Origin of the sequence: Mesorhizobium sp. M8A.F.Ca.ET.202.01.1.1, assembly GCF_004791595.1 — a bacterium.
Classification (GTDB): domain Bacteria; phylum Pseudomonadota; class Alphaproteobacteria; order Rhizobiales; family Rhizobiaceae; genus Mesorhizobium.
Map to the genome: position 1 here is coordinate 239,235 of NZ_SRUN01000002.1, position 17,054 is coordinate 256,288.

Below are 17,054 nucleotides of genomic sequence, written 5' to 3' on the forward strand. Positions count from 1 at the left end.
TGCGTTCTGTCGTGAGAGTGAGTGTCCGGCCGGGACGAGTTGAGCCCGTGCGGTCAGAGAGAGCGCCGATGGGCTTTTCCTGGCCTCGCTCTCCAGAGGATCTCCAATGAACTTTTTGTCACCCGCAGTAATCGGCGGTTCGGCCTCTTCCGCCACGCCTCTCGATCCAGCCGCAGCCGTCTACGCGGCAGCCCTGGTTCTTCTCCCCCACATCGAATGCGGCCGGCGCGTAGATGCCGTTGTCCTGCGAGCGGCGATGGAAGCCTCATTCGGGGCGTCCGACACAAGCGGCGCCTGGGACTGGAAGACGGCCTATGAAGCCTGCGAAGCCGCGACCGTTCTGTTCCTTCGCAAATACGGCAGGTCGCTTCTGCGCAAAGCCGGTTCCGCGACATCCGTCTTGCCGCTTCTCAGCCGGATTGCGGACCTGCTGCCCACGCATACCCGCCGCTCCGAGGAAAGCCAGGCGCTGCAGCAATTCTCGACACCCATCCCGCTCGGCCTCGCGGCCGTCACGGCTGCGGCCATAACGTCGGCTGACCGGGTGCTTGAACCTTCTGCCGGCACCGGTCTGCTTGCGATCCTTGCTGAGATTGCCGGCGGCTCGCTTGTGCTAAACGAGCTCGCGGAGACGCGTGCCGGCCTTCTGTCCAATCTCTTCCCGGGCGTCACGGTCACACGCTTCGACGCGGCGCAGATCCACGACCATCTTGATCCGGCGCGCTTGCCCACCATCGTGCTGATGAACCCGCCGTTCTCGGTCCTCGCCAACGTGCGGGGGCGGGTCGCGGACGCAACCTATCGCCATATCGCCTCGGCACTCGCGCGGCTCGCCGACGGTGGTCGGCTGGTCACCATCACCAGCGCGGGCTTCGGACCGGAGATGCCGGCGTGGCGCAATTCATTCGAGCGCCTGCAGGAGCATGGCCGCGTCGTCTTCACCGCCACGATCAGTGGCGCCGTCTACGCCAGGCATGGCACGGCGATCGACACCCGACTGACGGTCATCGACAAGACATTGGCTGGCGATCCGTCATTCATTCCGGCCTCGCCTGGCTTTGCGCCGGATGTCGCCACATTGCTCAGCTGGATCGAGAAGCACGTTCCCGCACGGCCGCCGATCGCCGAAGCTGCCAGGGTCGTTCCGGCCATCACCGCGCCCAGGACGGTCCGCGGTTATCTCGCCCGCACTGTCGCAAGCCCGGCTCAGCGGCAGCTATCCGAGCCGGTCGGCGTTGAACTGTCGTACGAGACGGTCGATTGGACGCCCGACGACGGAGCACGGCTGACCGACGCGATTTACGAGGAATACGGATTGCAGACGATCCGTATTCCGGGCTCCCAGGCGCACCCGACAACGCTGGTCCAGTCCGCGGCAATGGCGTCTGTCGCGCCACCGAGGCCCAGCTATCGGCCGACCCTGCCCGGCGACATCCTGACATCGCTCTCCGACGCCCAGCTCGAAACGGTGATCATGGCCGGCGAGGCCCATTGCGGGTTTCTCGCCGGATCGTGGTCAGTCGACCACACGCTTGATGTTGTCAAAGCGGCACCCGAGGACGCGCCAGGGGCCGTGCGCTTCCGGCGTGGCTTCTTCATCGGCGACGGGACCGGCGTCGGCAAGGGCCGGCAGTCGGCGAGCATCATGCTCGACAACTGGCTGCAAGGTCGACGCAAGGCCGTGTGGATCTCCAAGTCAGACAGGCTGCTTGAGGACGCGCAGCGCGACTGGGCCGCGCTCGGCATGGAGCGTCTGCTGGTCACGCCGCTGTCGCGCTTCCCGCAAGGGCGCACCATCACGCTTCCAGAAGGCATCCTGTTTACAACCTATGCCACGCTACGCTCCGACGACCGTGGCGAGAAGGTTTCGCGCGTCAGGCAGATCGTCGAATGGTTGGGTCCGGATTTCGACGGAGTGCTTATATTCGACGAGGCGCACGCCATGCAGAATGCCGGCGGCGGCAAGGGAGAGCGTGGCGATGTCGCGCCCTCACAGCAAGGCCGCGCCGGTTTGCGTTTGCAACAAGCGCTGCCTAGCGCCCGTGTCGTCTATGTCTCCGCCACCGGCGCGACCACGGTCGCCAATCTCGCCTACGCCCAGAGGCTTGGCCTGTGGGGCGGCGAGGACTTCCCGTTCTCGACCCGCGCGGAGTTCGTCGAGGCGATCGAGGCGGGTGGCGTGGCGGCAATGGAGGTGCTCGCCCGGGACCTTCGAGCGCTTGGCCTCTACACGGCACGCTCGCTCTCCTTCGACGGCGTCGAATATGAACTGGTCGAGCACGAACTGACGCTTGAGCAGCGGCGGATCTACGATGCCTATGCCGGCGCCTTTGCCGTCATTCACAACAATCTCGACGCGGCCATGCAGGCCGCCAACATCACCGGCGACAGCGGCACCCTGAACCGCCAGGCCAAGTCCGCCGCGCGCTCGGCTTTCGAAAGCGCCAAGCAGCGCTTTTTCGGTCACCTGCTGACGTCGATGAAGACGCCGACACTGATCCGCTCGATCGAGCAGGATCTCCAGTCCGGGCATTCGGCCGTGGTTCAGATCGTCTCCACCGGCGAGGCACTGATGGAACGCCGGCTGGCGGAGGTGCCAACGCAGGAATGGAACGACGTCCGCGTCGACATCACGCCGCGCGAATATGTGCTCGATTACCTCGAGCATTCCTTCCCAGTGCAGCTCTACGAGCCCTTCACGGATTCGGAAGGCAACCTGTCGTCGAGGCCGGTGTTTCGCGACGGTCAACCCGTTGAAAGTCGTGAGGCGGTCGCGCGCCGCACGGCCCTGATCGAGAAGCTGGCGAGCCTGCCACCGGTCCCTGGCGCGCTCGACCAGATCGTCCAGCGCTTCGGCACCGACATGGTAGCGGAGGTGACGGGCCGGTCGCGACGCATCGTCAGGAAGGGCGAACGCCTGATGGTCGAGGGCCGCGCGGCCTCGGCCAATCTCGCCGAGACGCAGGCCTTCATGGATGACGTCAAGCGTATCCTGGTGTTCAGCGATGCCGGTGGGACAGGCCGCAGCTACCATGCGGAGCTTTCCGCGCGTAACACGCGCCTGCGCGTCCACTATCTCCTCGAACCTGGCTGGAAGGCCGACGCAGCCATCCAGGGACTTGGCCGCACGCATCGGACAAATCAGGCGCAGCCACCGCTGTTTCGACCGATCGCCACCAATGTGAAAGCCGAGAAACGCTTCCTCTCGACGATTGCCCGACGCCTCGACACGCTGGGCGCGATCACGCGTGGCCAGCGCCAGACCGGCGGGCAGGGTCTGTTTCGGCCAGAGGACAATCTGGAATCGCATCATGCGCGCGATGCGCTGCGGCAACTCTATCTGCTGATCGTCCGCGGCAAGGTGGAGGGCTGCTCACTCGAGCTGTTCGAGCAGACCACGGGGCTGAGGCTGACGGACGAGAACGGCATCAAGGACGAGCTGCCGCCGATCACCACTTTCCTTAATCGCCTGCTGGCGCTCACCATCGAACTGCAGAACATCCTGTTCGCGGCTTTCGAGCAGTTGCTCACCGCGAAGGTGGAAGGCGCCATCGCGGCTGGGGTCTACGACCTCGGGCTCGAAACGCTGCGAGCGGAGAGTTTCGTCGTCACCGATAGGCGGGCTATCTACACCCATCCTGGCACCGGCGCCGAGACACAGCTTCTCACTATCGATCAGCGCCAGCGCAACCGGCCGATGCCCGTCGAGGAAGCTGTCGCCGAGCTCGACGATCAGCGCGCCATCCTGTTGGTCAACGAACGCTCAGGACGTGCGGCCGTCCAGGTTCCCGCGCCATCGTTTATGCTCGACGATGGCGAGATCGAGCGGCGGGTCCGGCTGATCCGGCCGATGGAGCAACACCATGCCTCGCTGCGCATGATGGAGGACAGTCATTGGCAGCATGTTGATCGAGAGACCTTCAGCGCTGCCTGGAGCGCCGAGGTCGCGGGCGTCCCGGCATTCTCGGACTCGACCATCCACATCGTCGCAGGACTGCTGCTGCCGATCTGGAAGCGTCTTCCAAACGAATCGAGCCGGGTCTATCGGCTTCAGACCGATGCGGGAGAGCGCATCATAGGACGCAGGGTCTCAGTCGCCTGGGCCGCCGGCGCGCTGGCAACCGGCATCAGCACGCTGACAGCGCAAGATGCCTTCAACGCTCTTGTGGATGGACGAACGATGCTCGACCTCGCGGAAGGTCTTGATCTGCGCCGCGTCCGCGTCATGGGCGCCAATCGCATCGAGCTGTCGGGCTTCACCGATACCATGCGCGAGCGGCTCACGGCCTACGGACTTTTCCACGAGATCATATCCTGGAAGCTGCGCATGTTCGTGCCCGCGGACGCGAGCGGGCCTACGGTGCTCGCCAAGGTCATCGAGCGTTATCCGGTGCAGCGCATCAGCGAGCGGGAGGCCAGCTGATGGCGCCGCACGATGCGTCCGTACTGGCAAGCCGTCTCGCCCGACGGGCGGAGGCGGTGTGCCGCCAATACCTGTCCAATGGTCGCCGCGTCGGCAATTACTGGCTGGTGGGTGATGTCAGCAATGCGCCGGGGCGTTCGATGTTTGTCCGCCTCAAGGGATCGGATTCCGGCAAGGGCGCCGCCGGGAAATGGACCGACGCCGCCACCGGCGAGCACGGCGACCTTCTGGACGTTATTCGGGAGTCGCTTGGCCTTGTCGATTTCAAGGACGTTTCCGACGAGGCGCGCAGCTTTCTGTCCATGCCCCGGGCGACGAGCGAACCGGACGAACACAGGGTGCCAGCCGTTCCCGCTGCCGGCGGCTCCCCCGAAGCGGCCCGGCGTTTGGTCTCCATTTCGCAACCCATTGGGAGAACGCTTGTTGAGACGTATCTGCGTGGACGCGGGATCACAGCCTTGCATGCGACCGGGAGCCTTCGGTTTCATCCGCGCTGCTATTACAGTGCCGAGCACGGCCCGACCGAAACATGGCCGGCAATGATCGCGTCGGTCACCGACCTCAAAGGCAAGCTCACCGGCGCCCACCGCACCTGGCTCGATCCTGGCGGTTTCACCGAGGCCCATCTCGGCCGCGCTCCAATCGACACGCCGAGACGGGCCATGGGCGAACTGCTCGGTCACGCCGTCCGCTTCGGCTGCTGCTGCGATGTCATGGTCGCCGGCGAAGGCATCGAGACCATGCTGTCGCACCGCACTGTCCTGCCCGCCCTGCCGGCACTCGCGGCCCTGTCGGCGGCCCATCTGTCCGCAATCCTGTTTCCCGACACATTGCGGCGGCTCTATATCGCCCGCGACAATGATCCCGCCGGCGACGCAGCTGTGGCAACCCTCATTGAACGCACCAAAGCGGCCGGTATCGAGGCGATGGTCCTGGCGCCGCAACTCGGCGACTTCAACGAGGATCTGCGCCTGCTCGGTGCCGATGCCCTCAGGGCGATCCTGCGGATCCAGATCGCGCCACAGGATGTGGCTCGCTTCATGGCACTGGCGGCCTGACCGGAAAGGGGGAAGAGAGGGGCGGCATGCCAGGATGCGTGGCCCGAGTGCTTAAGGTGGACCTTCGCTGGGGCGAGGGCCGGCCCACGGCCTTCCAGAGGGCGATCGGGCGCCGGCCGATCCGGACAGGCAATGGCTGCGCCCGGCTATTTTCCGGCGGCCCTTGCCACCCCACGCGGCGGGCCGCGCGAGGCCCCGTCTTCGGGCCTTTCCATCGCGAGACAAAATAGCCGGGCTTCGCCATCCTCCACTTCCGTTCCGGCCCTGCGCTGGCGCTGCGGGTGCAAGTCCGGATCATCCATCGCCTTCGTCGCCATGAAGGCCGCGATGGGCGCGGCCGATCCCACGAAGGCAAGCCGCCATGAGCACCGAGCACGATACCGACTTCGAGCCGCAACCCGCATCATCACCCACCGACTACGTCCTTCAAGAGCTTCAGCTCTACGGCTACCGTCCCTTCGACGACGAGCCCGATCCGCGCCCGCTGCCCGAAGGCCGGGTCATAGCGGCCAGTATCGCCGACATATTCGATGCTCTCGTGGTGGCGATGGCCGACACACGCCTTGAACCAGACCTCGAGGAACTGCTGTGGGGGACGGTCAACCTGTTCCACCGCGCGACCAAGCGGATTGAACGCGAGCTCGATGAAAACGAGCTTTGCCAGCAACGGCTGCAGCGCGAACAGGACGGATCCGAGGTCAAGTCGGTCGAACTCGAGCGGCAGATCGCCCAAGGTCAGACACTGCTCGAACGCCGCAACGCCTTCGAATTGATGCGTGACCAGTCCGCCGAGCACTACGAGCGGCACACCCACTCGATCTGGCGTCCGCGTTCGGGTTCTGTCGTCAACCATCGTCACCTCACCGCGGCCATGATCGACAGTCGGGACTTCGTCGCCGCGAGGAAGCATGCGGACAGCCAGGTGCTGTTGCCACCCGGACCCAAAGTCGCCTTCACCGGGGGGCTCGATTTCAACGATCATCGGCTAATCTGGGCCAAGCTCGACCAGGTCCATACCAAGCATCCGGACATGGTCCTGCTACACGGCGGATCACCAAAAGGTGCCGAGTTGATCGCGGCCAAATGGGCTCATAGCCGCAAGGTGCCACAAATCGCCTTCAAACCGGACTGGACGGGGCACGCCAAGGCTGCGCCCTTCAAGCGCAACGATGCCATGCTCGACACCTTGCCGATTGGCGTCATTCATTTCCCCGGCTCTGGCATTCAGGACAACCTCGCCGACAAGGCACGCAAGCTGGGCATCCCGGTCATGAAATTCGGCGCCTTTTAAGGGGGCAGCACTCCGCGGCCAAGCCGACGAAGGCAACTTCGTTGGCATCTCTTCGAGACTTGGGACCGGCCGTGGCAAAGCTGGTTCGGCTGGGATGAATGCGAGGGAGCGTGCTCCGAGCGACGGATTTCGCCGGCTGCTATTCTGGAAACGGGGAGCGATCCCCGCGTTCATGGGCGCAATTCCTTGATCCGGTCCGTGGGCCTGATGCCATCAACCCGTAAAGGGTCGGACTACACAAAGCGTGCCGCCGCTCGGCTTCGCCTTCACGGTGATTGCGGCCCTCGGCCGGACACATAGGGCGCCTGTCACGCGGGATCGCTCCCCGCTTCCAGAACAGGAGCCGGAACGATGTCGCTCATGGAAGCCAACGCCTTCGCCTTCAGCCTCGCCACCAGCCTGATGGTCAGCATCGTCATCTTCCGCGCCGGCGACGGTACGCTGACCGTCGTGCCAGCCGACGAGTATGAAGGAGAAGCCTCCGAGATCGTCCGCGAAATCGATCCACACGCGCGCTGATCCGGAGAGCCTGCAGCCGGGCTATCCCCCCGGCGTAGAGACACCCTACAATTCGAACCGCAGCTGACGCCGATCGGGCGGTAGCACATCGCCGAGCGACGAAAGCGTGACACCCAACAGGCGGATTCCCTTCTGTACCGGAAATACCGGCCGCAGGAGATCGGCTGCAAGCGCCTCGAAATCAGGGAGTTCGATCGGCACGGCCACCGTGCGGCTGCGCGTGATCTGCTGGAAGTCGGCGAATTTGATCTTCAGCGTGACGGTCCGGCCCCGGATGCCTTTGCCTTCACAGTATCCCCAGACCTTGGCGACCAGCGGCTTGAGTTCGGCGAGCGATGCATCGAGATCGATAATGTCGGCTGCGAACGTATCCTCGGCGCCGATTGATTTGCGTGGCCGATCCGGGTCGACCGCGCGTTCGTCGATGGCGCGCGCGATCTGATAGTACCAGAGCCCGGACTTGCCGAAATGCTGCTGCAGGAAGGGGAGCGACCTGTCCTTGAGATCGGCGCCGGTCTCGATGCCGAGCGCTTCCATCTTCGCGGCTGTCGCGGGGCCGACACCGTGAAACTTCTTGACTGGCAAAGTCTCCACGAAGGCGGGGCCGTGGCGCGGCGTGATGACGAACTGACCGTTCGGCTTGTTCTGGTCGGACGCCATCTTGGCGAGAAATTTGTTGTACGAAATGCCGGCGGACGCGGTGAGACCGGTCACCAGCAGGATCTTTGCCCTGATCATCTCGGCGATCGTCGTGGCAGACGCAATGTCGAGCCGGTTCTGCGTCACGTCGAGATAGGCCTCGTCGAGCGACAGCGGCTCAATGAGGTCGGTATGTTCGGCAAACACCTCGCGGATCTGAGCCGAGACTGCCCGGTAGACCTCGAAGCGGGGCGGCACGAATATCAGCTCGGGGCATTTGCGCTTTGCCGTGACCGAAGGCATCGCGGAGCGAACGCCGAAGGCGCGGGCCTCGTAGCTCGCGGCCGCCACAACGCCGCGGGCAGCCGCTCCACCAACGGCAAGCGGCTTACCGCGGAGTTCCGGATCGTCGCGCTGTTCGACCGACGCGTAGAACGCATCCATGTCGACATGGATGATCTTGCGCGGGTCGGCGCTGTGTTCAGGGGCCATTTGCTTGCAATGTCATTTCGGCATGGTCTGAGCTTCGTGCTGAAGGATGCTACAATCTTCAGATCGCAAATTCAGCCTGCATACGACCCTGACGGAGACGCGAAATCGCAAAGCTTCTCCCGGGAAGGGGACGAAGGACTTCATGTTCCGGATGCGTCATGTCGAGCCAAGCCGTGCGCTCGTCCCGGCGCAGCACCGCCATCTGGCGGTCATGGTAGGGCGCAATATCATCGTTGGCCTGGATCGTGAGGGTTGCGTAGGCTTCCGGCCAATCGCGCGTCGCTGGCCGCCAGATGCCGGCGAAGTAGAACCAGTCACCGTTTGCGAGGCGAAAGCTGTAGTTCTTCCCCTGGCTGCGGTGCCGGAATTCGGACGCCGGCACCAGGCAGCGATGGCTCGGAAACGATCGGTCTTCTGTGCGCACGACCGTGAAGGGTCGCCCGCCCGGGTCCCTGGGTTGAAGTCCCCACGGCAGCTCTAGCATCTCAACATCGCCGCCGTAGCGTCTTATGATGACGCGGCGTTCGTCGAGCGGTGCGTCGGAATCAAAAACTCTTGCGCTCATAGCCAAAAGAACATAACAGGAACATAATTGCCGCGCAACGCCGGGAAACAGGTGACACATGTGCAATGATTATCGGCTGATGGTGGATGTCGCCTCGATCGTCGAGGACTTCGCCGATCTCAAGATCAAGATCCGCTTCAGCGACGGCGCGCCGAACATCGAGGCACGCGAGGACATCAAGATAACGGATATCGGGCCGATTATCCGCGCGGTCGACGGCGCGAGCGGCGAGGGTGACCTGATTCAGCGCCGGTGGAGCTGGCCCGGACAGAACAAACGGCCGGTCTACAACTTCCGCTCGGATGGTCGCGAGTTCGCAGCGAACCGCTGCCTGATCCCTGCCGATGGCTTTTACGAATTCACCGATCCAACGGAGAAGGGCAAGAAGCGCAAGGACAAGTGGCTCTTCACCAAGCGCGACGAGCCGATCTTCTGCATCGCCGGAATCTGGCCAGACCAATGATGTCGGTGAAGCGTTTACGATGCTTACGATGGAACCCGGTCCGGACATCGCCCCCTATCATGACCGGCAGATCGTGATACTAGACCGGAAGGACTGGGCGAGCTGGCTCGATCCGCTGGTCTCGGCAAAGTCGTTGATCAGGTCGCTCCAAGCTGGCTCGCTCACCGTCGAGCAGGTCGGCTAACGTCGAGTCGGGGTTGGCTACGGCAGCTCATCTGCGGCGGGCTGCAGCGCTGGGTGCAAAATCATGAACGGACGCCACGCGCTTGTGATCGGAGCAATCGCTTATCCGGGTCAGGAGTTGGAGAACGCGACAAGCGATGCAGGTCACGCCGCTGACGCGCTGCGCGATCGCGGCTTTGCCGTGACGACCGTCTTTGACCCTAGCCTGGCGGCTATAGACGCCGCCCTCACCAACTTTAAGGAGTTGGCGCAGACAGCGGAACTCGCGGTGATCTTTTTGGCCGGGCATGCCGTCGAACGCCATGGTCGGGGCTATTTCCTCCCGATCGACTTCTGTTTCCCGCCAACCGCCGCTGGCCTGCGCTACACCGCCACAAGTTTGAACACCTTCGTGGAGGCCACGGGCGGCGCTGCGTCCCGCATAATCGTGCTCGATGCGTGCCGGAACTGGCCGCACGATCCCGACGAAGCCAGGCGCACGTCGAACGATCTGGAGGAGCTGGTCGCTGACGAACGCAGTTGGTCAAACCTTCTGCTGGCCTATGCTACGAGCGCCACGAGGGACGCTGGCGACGGCGCCAAAGGGATGGGCAGCGCATTCTCAAACGCTCTCTGCCGCCATCTGCTGGATCACAGCCTCACTGTGGATGAGTGCTTCCGGCGCGTGTCGCAGGACGTCGTCGCTCAACGAAATGATCAGCAGCCCTGGACCTATTCCAGCCTCGCACGAACCCTTTCATTTACCGACCTGCCGCGTTTCGCAGCGATCCAACGACATGGCGTGCCCAACCCCGAGCATTTCAGTGTCGGCGCCTGGGCAGCGGCCGACACTACGCGCCGTACCCTCATCGTTGGAGTTGGCGACGCAATGTCCTGGAGCGTTGGCATCGGTGGCTTTGCGAAAGTTCGATATCACGGCAAGGACCACCTCATGGGGGCGGCATATTGCGACAAGCTGCTTCTGCTCGCCGGCTCAAGCGGCGCGCTGTACGTAGCGGGCGCTGGCAATAAACCTCTACTGGACCTCCAAATGGAGCATTCGTTCGGGTTGACTGCCTCCCCGTCGGCGAATGGCATTACCTACTTCGGCAACGGTATTGTCAGTTGCCTCAGAGTTGATATCCACCATATCGAGGAGGTCGCTCGCTATGAGGTAGGCTTTGACGTCTACTGCTGCACTTACATGCCTGGTGGTCTTGTCTGGGTCGCTGGCGGCGATGGCAGAATCTGCGAAATCGATCCGCAAAATCTGAACACACCCATAAGCGAGATCGCTACGGTCAGGCATCATGTCAACGCGATGGCGGTCGCCCCAGACGGCGACTGCGTTTTTGTTGTAGGCCAAGGGGGCGTCGCATTGAAGCTGGACCGGTCGGGGCAGGTGATTGCGGAACTCCTTCCAGACCGGGGTTTCAAAACTGCCGCAGGCATTCGTGCGCGGTTGCTTAACTTCGCGGAGGACGAGGCTATCCGCCTGTTCATCTTCGAGCCGTCGAAATTAAAGCGGCGCGTGCACAGGGCACTCACCGAGAGTTTGAAAGTCCCGGACTATCACGCGTGCGCCCACGCGCCCACGCTGCCGATCCTTGCGATCGCGACGCAAGAGAGCAGCGTGGTTCTGCTCGACACGCGCGATCTTCAAGTGATTCAAGAACTCGATGTCGGCTCCGGTAATTCAACGATCGTGTCTGGCGTCCATTTTTTCTCCGATCACGAGCTCGCGGTGGTCGGCGGCAGCGGCGATGTCACCTTCTTCGAAGCTTGATCCGGCAAAGGCTTGAATTGGTTCCGGTCCGATACAATCCCGCTTGATATGCAATCCAGCTGGGAGAGGAGCTTCGTCTGTCGGGCAAAAGATCGTTAGAATCTAACCCGGGATTCCAACGCCTTCAAATGATCCCGAGCTGTCGGACCCAGCCTACCTGAAATCCCGCGTTTTGACCTTGATGTTGTCGATGTGAAGATCGGGAATATAGATATCGCGGCTGCGCAGCCCCTTGGGCGGTAGCTCGCGCGGATCGGGCCCGGAGCCGCCATTGGGTATCTGGTCGCCGCGGGCGTACGGCACCGGAAAGCTGCCCTCGCGTTCGCCGACGCTGGCGAGCTCGGTTGATAGATCGCTGATCTTGCGAGCGACGAGGTGGACCACCCCGCCTTCGCGCTGGATGCGCCCCCGGACCGCGACCATGCCCGCCGACAGCACCGTGCGCCGGTGCTGCTCGAACACTTTCGCCCAGACGACGAGGTTCGCGATTCCGGTCTCGTCCTCTATCGTGATGAACATCACACCCTTTGCCGAGCCCGGGCGCTGCCGGACAAGCACTATGCCCGCCGCTTCCAGCCATCGACCGTCGCGGGCTTCCATCGCCTCTGCGCAGGAAACTATGCTGCGGCGGCGCAGGTCATTAGGAAGGAAAGAGATCGGATGGCTGCGCAGCGTCAGGCCGATGTGGCGGTAGTCTTCCACGACCTCGCCGCCGGCGGTCATCGGTCGCAGCGCCACCGCCGGTTCGTTGATCTCGGGCACGATCTTGGCCTCTTTGGCCGACGCAGCAGCGAATAGAGGCAGGGGTTCGTCGCGCAGTGCCTTGATCGCCCACAGCGCCTCGCGCCGCGCGAGACCAAGTGCTGGCCGGAACGCGTCGGCCTCCGCGAGCTGGACAAGTGCGGCCTGCGGCACGCCGGCGCGGCGCCAGAGATCGTCGACGGAGGCAAACGGCTGATCGGCGCGTGTCGTGACGATCTTGCTGGCGTGGGTGTTGGCAAGTCCGCGCACCATACGCAGCCCAAGCCGAACGGCGAAGCCTGCGTCATCGGAAACAGGCTCGAGCGTGCACTCCCAGCGCGAGGCGTTGACGCAGGCCGGCCGGATGTCGATGCCGTGCGCGGCCGCGTCGCGCACGATCTGCGCCGGTGCGTAGAAGCCCATCGGTTGGCTGTTCAGGAGTGCAGCGCAGAAAACGTCCGGGTGCCAGCATTTGAGCCAGGCCGAGGCATAGGCGATCAGCGCGAATGAGGCGGCGTGGCTCTCAGGAAAACCATAAGAGCCGAAACCTTCGAGCTGCCTGAAGGTCTGCTCGGCGAACCCCCGCTCATAGCCATTGTCTACCATGCCCTCAATCAGCTTCGTCTTGAATGACGAAACCCCGCCCGTGAACTTGAAGGTGGCCATCGATTTGCGAAGCATGTCCGCTTCACCCGGCGTGAAGCCGGCGCATTCGATGGCGACGCGCATTGCTTGCTCCTGGAACAGCGGCACGCCGAGCGTCTTGCCGAGCACCTTTTCGAGCTCCGGCTTCGGATAATGCACCGGCTCCAGGCCTTCCCGCCGGCGCAGATAGGGATGGACCATATCGCCCTGTATCGGCCCGGGACGAACGATCGCGACCTGCACCACCAGATCGTAGAAGGTCCTCGGCTTCAGCCGCGGCAGCATGGACATCTGCGCCCGGCTCTCGATCTGGAAGGTGCCGAGCGTATCGGCCTTGCGGATCATGGCATAGGTGCGCGGATCCTCCGCCGGGATGGTCGCAAGGTCGAGCCGGATGTCCTTGCAGTCAGCGAGAAGATCAAGGCCCTTCTTCATACAGGTCAGCATGCCGAGCGCCAGCACGTCGACCTTCATGAATTTGAGCGCGTCGATATCGTCCTTGTCCCATTCGATCACCTGGCGGTCCTTCATGCTGGCCGGTTCGATAGGCACCAGGTCGTCGAGGCGGTCGTGGGTAAGCACGAAGCCGCCGGGATGCTGGCTGAGATGGCGGGGGGCGCCCATCAACTGACGGGCGAGGTCGAGCGTCAGCCGCAGGCGGCGATCGGCGAGGTTGAGGTTTAGATCCTCGACATGGCGTTCCTCGACGCCCTCTTCAGACCAGCCCCAAACTTGGCCGGACAAAGTGCGGATGAGATCTTCCGGCAGGCCGAGCGCCTTGCCGACATCGCGCAGCGCGCCCTTGGTGCGATAGCGGACCACCGTCGAGCACAATGCCGCGTGGTCACGGCCATAGGTGTCGAACACCCACTGCATGACGATCTCGCGCCGCTCGTGCTCGAAATCGACGTCGATATCCGGGGGCTCGCGGCGTTCCTCGGAGACGAAACGCTCGAACAAGAGATCGTTGCGGCCGGGATCGATCGAGGTGATGCCGAGCACATAGCAGACCGCGGAGTTGGCGGCCGAGCCACGGCCTTGGCAAAGGATGTCCTTCGACCGCGCGAAGCGAACGATGGCGTTCACGGTCAGGAAGTAGGGCGCATAATCGAGCTTCTCGATCAGCCGCAATTCGTGGCGCAGTGACGCGATGACGCTGTCAGGCAAACCCTCGGGGTAACGGGAGTCGGCGCCCTGCCAGGTCAGCTTTTCGAGCGCCTGCTGCGGTGTCAAAGACGGGTCGTCGCGCTCCTCCGGATATTGGTAGGCGAGTTCGTCGAGCGAAAAGCGGCAGCGGTTGGCGATCTCGATGGTGCGCGCCAGCGCCTCCGGGTAGCGCGCGAAAAGCCGGTGCATCTCCTGCGGCGGCTTGAGATGGCGGTCTGCATGCCGCTCGCGGCGGTCGCCGAGCGCGTCAATGGTAACATTGTGCCGGATCGCGGTGACAACGTCCTGCATGGTGCGGCGGCCTGGCTCGTGGAAGAGCACGTCGTTGGTGACGACCCACGCCACCTTCATCTTGAGGGCAAGTGCCGCCAGGTCGTGGATGCGAAGCTGATCGTTGGGCCGGCGCCTGAGCGTCAGCGCCATGTACGCCCGATCGCCGAATGCCTCGCGCAGGTGCCTGAGGCGCAGCGCCAGGGTCTCATCGGCCAGATCGGGCAGGAGAACGGCGATGAGGCCGGCGCCATAGGCGACGACGTCGCTCCACGCCAGCCGGCATTTCGCTTTTCCGGCGCGTCCCTTGCCAAGCGAGAGCAGCCGACACAGCCTGGAATAGGCGTCGCGATCCGTTGGGTAGACAAGCAGCGACGTGCCGTCATCGAGGTCAAGCCGGCAGCCGACGATGAGCCGCACGCCAGTCGTCCTGGCGGCCTCATGGGCACGCACGATGCCGGCGAGGCTGTTGCGATCAGCGACGGCCAGCGCCTCGATGCCGAGCAGCGCTGCCTGCGAAAACAACTCCTCGGCCGAGGAGGCGCCGCGCAGGAAGCTGAAATGCGAGGTGACCTGCAATTCGGCATAACGGACCTCGCTCATCCGAACACTCCGTGCAGGAACCAGCGGTGCGAGCCCGTTGCCGCATCCTCGCCGTCGCCGGCGCGGTAGAGCCAGTAGCGCTCGCCGGCTTCGTCCTCGACCCTGAAATAGTCGCGCACCGCGACAAGCTCGGCGTCGCGCTTCCACCATTCGCCGAAGACCCGCTCCGGACCGTCCGCGCGCTTCACGCGTCGGCGCACCCCTCGCCAGGTGAAGGACACTGGCGGATGGTCGGGCAACAGCGCCACCGTCTCGACCGGATCCGGCTGCGCCAGCAAGCGCGAGGGCCGCGGCCAGTGACCGGGCCAGCTCGCGCCGGTGTCGGCCGCCATCGCCGGAATCTTGCCAACCGAACGCTCCGGCACGTCGCTGGCGACGGGTGCAAGCCGATAGACGGCGCGCTCGCCGACGCGGTTCATCAGCGTATCGATGAGTTCGGAGACGTCGGGCACGGTCTCCTCGACGAGGGAACTCACGGCCTGGCTGCGCTCCAGAGGCTCAGCCGCCGTCGCCGCCAAGATCATCATCTCGATGCCGAAGCCGGCCGCGATGGTCTCGATCTTGTCCAGAGCAGCCGCGTCAACCGTTTGGCATCGCGAACGGGCATCGCCATGCCGACACGGATCGCCTGGGCATGGCTGTCGACGCGCCGGCAGATGAGATCGAGACGGCGCGCGCCGATGCCGCGCTGTTCCATCAGGTTGCAGAGCTGGGCGACGAGCTTGCCGATGTAGCGCGCGATTGTCTCGGCCGCGCCGATAGGCTCGGCGAAGGCGCGGCGGACTTCGATGATGTCCGGCGGACGAACCGGGTCGATCGGCTCGGCGACGGCGCCAAGGGCCTGATCGATACGACGGCCGATCTCCGGACCGAAGCGCAACGCAAGCGGGGCGCGCGGCTGTTTCAGGAGATCGCCGATCCGTTGGAAGCCTAGCTTGCGCAGTTCGGCCGCCGTCGAAGGCGCGATCCGCAACGCCTCGAGCGCGAGCGGTTCGAGGATCGATTGACCATGGCCGGCCGGTGCGATGCGGATGGGATGGCCGCCATAGCGGGCCATTGCATGCGCCGCACCCCAGCTGTCCGCGATCGCGGCGCGGGCGACGATGCCGGACATGGCCAGACGTCCGACCATGCCCTCGAGCATCATGGCCTCGCCGCCATGGAGATGGTCGGCGCCGGTCGTGTCGATGACGATCCCGTCGGGAGGGTCGGGCGCTAGGATCGGTGCAAATCGAAGCATCCAGACGGCGAGCCGCTCGAGCGCCTTGGCATCCGCTTGCGGATCGGCGTCCTGGATCGCGAGGCCCGGCACCAGCACCTGCGCCTTCGTCACGGGCATGCCGGGGCGCAGGCCGGCGACGAGTGCGGCGGCGTCGGCGGCGAGCACCAAGCGCCTGTTTTTATCGCGGCCGATCAGGACGAGCGGAGCCTCAGCTGGAGGCGCCCCATCGCCGGCCTTGCGCCGCACCCTGTCGGTCGGCCAGGTCGGCAGGAACAGCGAGACAACCCGTGCCATCGCACGCCTCCAATTCGAAATCGGCACTTTCGCCCGCGCGGGCGCGGATCAATTCGACCAGCCATCGGTGACGGCCGACGCCAGGTACAGGCAATGGCGCCGATGGCAGGACCGAGACGCGCCAGCGTGTCATGGCTGCCGTCGGCTGCCCGAAATCGGCCGCCTCCGCCTGCCGCCGCCATCTCCGCAGCGCGATGCCGATCGTGTGCGCTTCCTCGGCGGCAAGCTGCAGCCGCCGCGAAGCGGTCATGGTCAGGCGCGCGACCTCGCCGACGACCGCGCCCAGCCCGCCATGCCGGATGCCTTCCTCCATGCAGGCGAGGATCGTCTTGTCGTCGCCGGCCTCAACATAGATGACCCGGTCAGGTTTGAGGCCGGCCTGCGCCAGCGCCGGGGCGAACAAGTCTGGGCGGGTGATGCACCACAAGACCTTGCCCCGCGTTCGCGCCGCCACACCGCCGGCGAACAGCGCTGCTGCCGCACCATCGATGGCGCCATTGCCGCCGCCTGCGATTTCATGCAGCGCGCCGAGCGCCAGTCCGCCGCCCGGGAGTCGTGCGTCGATTTCGGCTATTCCGAAAGGAAGTACAGATATGGCGCGCCGGCCTCGGCCCTCGATCTTCTCGATCCGCGCGCGCAATGACTCTATGGCGGGCTCCGGCCGCAAGATGGTGGTTGACCTCCAAGAAAGCGTATATAAGCGTGTTCTCTATT

9 protein-coding genes and 2 pseudogenes are annotated in these 17,054 nt (G+C 64.4%); 6 read left to right on the top strand and 5 right to left on the bottom strand.

From position 1 onward, the window contains the following. Window positions 1-106: 106 nt before the first annotated feature. From EN845_RS05945 to EN845_RS35335, 4 genes are all read left to right on the top strand, one after another. The gene (locus tag EN845_RS05945) at window positions 107-4,423 is read left to right on the top strand and encodes a strawberry notch-like NTP hydrolase domain-containing protein (RefSeq protein ID WP_135906799.1); all 4,317 of its coding nucleotides are present in this window, start codon (window positions 107-109) and stop codon (window positions 4,421-4,423) included. Next, window positions 4,423-5,481 (top strand): toprim domain-containing protein, encoded by a 1,059-nt coding sequence (locus EN845_RS05950; RefSeq protein ID WP_135906800.1) that lies wholly within the window; start codon window positions 4,423-4,425, stop codon window positions 5,479-5,481. Before EN845_RS05945 ends, EN845_RS05950 begins: the two co-directional genes overlap by 1 nt. A 361-nt stretch (window positions 5,482-5,842) precedes the next feature. Beyond that, window positions 5,843-6,772: a DUF2493 domain-containing protein gene (locus EN845_RS05955; protein ID WP_135906801.1), complete on the top strand. Its 930-nt coding sequence runs from the start codon at window positions 5,843-5,845 to the stop codon at window positions 6,770-6,772. A 351-nt stretch (window positions 6,773-7,123) separates the two neighbouring features. Then, the gene (locus EN845_RS35335; RefSeq protein ID WP_167531259.1) at window positions 7,124-7,291 is read left to right on the top strand and encodes a hypothetical protein; all 168 of its coding nucleotides are present in this window, start codon (window positions 7,124-7,126) and stop codon (window positions 7,289-7,291) included. 45 nt (window positions 7,292-7,336) lie between these two features. On the opposite strand, the gene dinB is transcribed toward EN845_RS35335, so the two are convergent. Further along, window positions 7,337-8,422: a DNA polymerase IV gene (gene dinB / locus EN845_RS05960; protein ID WP_135906802.1), complete on the bottom strand. Its 1,086-nt coding sequence runs from the start codon at window positions 8,420-8,422 to the stop codon at window positions 7,337-7,339. A gap of 58 nt (window positions 8,423-8,480) precedes the next feature. Then, window positions 8,481-8,987 carry an SOS response-associated peptidase gene (locus tag EN845_RS05965; protein WP_135907069.1) on the bottom strand — a complete coding sequence of 169 codons (507 nt, stop codon included), beginning with the start codon at window positions 8,985-8,987 and terminating at the stop codon, window positions 8,481-8,483. A 58-nt stretch (window positions 8,988-9,045) separates the two neighbouring features. Here EN845_RS05965 and EN845_RS05970 point away from each other — a divergent pair. Together EN845_RS05970 and EN845_RS05975 are read left to right on the top strand one after the other, a co-directional pair. After that, window positions 9,046-9,634: pseudogene (locus tag EN845_RS05970) on the top strand (SOS response-associated peptidase). A 63-nt stretch (window positions 9,635-9,697) separates the two neighbouring features. Further along, window positions 9,698-11,398 (top strand): caspase family protein, encoded by a 1,701-nt coding sequence (locus EN845_RS05975; RefSeq protein WP_135906803.1) that lies wholly within the window; start codon window positions 9,698-9,700, stop codon window positions 11,396-11,398. A gap of 153 nt (window positions 11,399-11,551) precedes the next feature. Here EN845_RS05975 and EN845_RS05980 read toward each other — a convergent pair whose 3' ends face one another. The 3 genes and pseudogenes from EN845_RS05980 to EN845_RS05990 form a co-directional block, all read right to left on the bottom strand. After that, entirely contained in the window at window positions 11,552-14,824 is a 3,273-nt protein-coding gene (locus tag EN845_RS05980; protein WP_135906804.1) for an error-prone DNA polymerase, read from the bottom strand. Beyond that, window positions 14,821-16,340 (bottom strand): annotated as a pseudogene (locus tag EN845_RS05985) (DUF6504 family protein). Before EN845_RS05985 ends, EN845_RS05980 begins: the two are co-directional and overlap by 4 nt. After that, on the bottom strand, window positions 16,255-17,007 hold the full coding sequence (locus EN845_RS05990) for an ImuA family protein (RefSeq protein ID WP_135906805.1): 753 nt from the start codon (window positions 17,005-17,007) through the stop codon (window positions 16,255-16,257). The pseudogene EN845_RS05985 and the gene EN845_RS05990 overlap by 86 nt, the downstream one beginning before the upstream one ends. Window positions 17,008-17,054 lie beyond the last annotated feature (47 nt).

What these genes read in the sequence shown, in the direction of transcription:
- EN845_RS05965 (WP_135907069.1), bottom strand. Translation starts at nt 8,987, where the DNA reads ATGAGCGCAAGAGTTTTTGATTCCGACGCACCGCTCGACGAACGCCGC.
- EN845_RS05945 (WP_135906799.1), top strand. Translation starts at nt 107, where the DNA reads ATGAACTTTTTGTCACCCGCAGTAATCGGCGGTTCGGCCTCTTCCGCC.
- EN845_RS35335 (WP_167531259.1), top strand. Translation starts at nt 7,124, where the DNA reads ATGTCGCTCATGGAAGCCAACGCCTTCGCCTTCAGCCTCGCCACCAGC.
- EN845_RS05975 (WP_135906803.1), top strand. Translation starts at nt 9,698, where the DNA reads ATGAACGGACGCCACGCGCTTGTGATCGGAGCAATCGCTTATCCGGGT.
- EN845_RS05955 (WP_135906801.1), top strand. Translation starts at nt 5,843, where the DNA reads ATGAGCACCGAGCACGATACCGACTTCGAGCCGCAACCCGCATCATCA.
- dinB (WP_135906802.1), bottom strand. Translation starts at nt 8,422, where the DNA reads ATGGCCCCTGAACACAGCGCCGACCCGCGCAAGATCATCCATGTCGAC.
- EN845_RS05950 (WP_135906800.1), top strand. Translation starts at nt 4,423, where the DNA reads ATGGCGCCGCACGATGCGTCCGTACTGGCAAGCCGTCTCGCCCGACGG.
- EN845_RS05980 (WP_135906804.1), bottom strand. Translation starts at nt 14,824, where the DNA reads ATGAGCGAGGTCCGTTATGCCGAATTGCAGGTCACCTCGCATTTCAGC.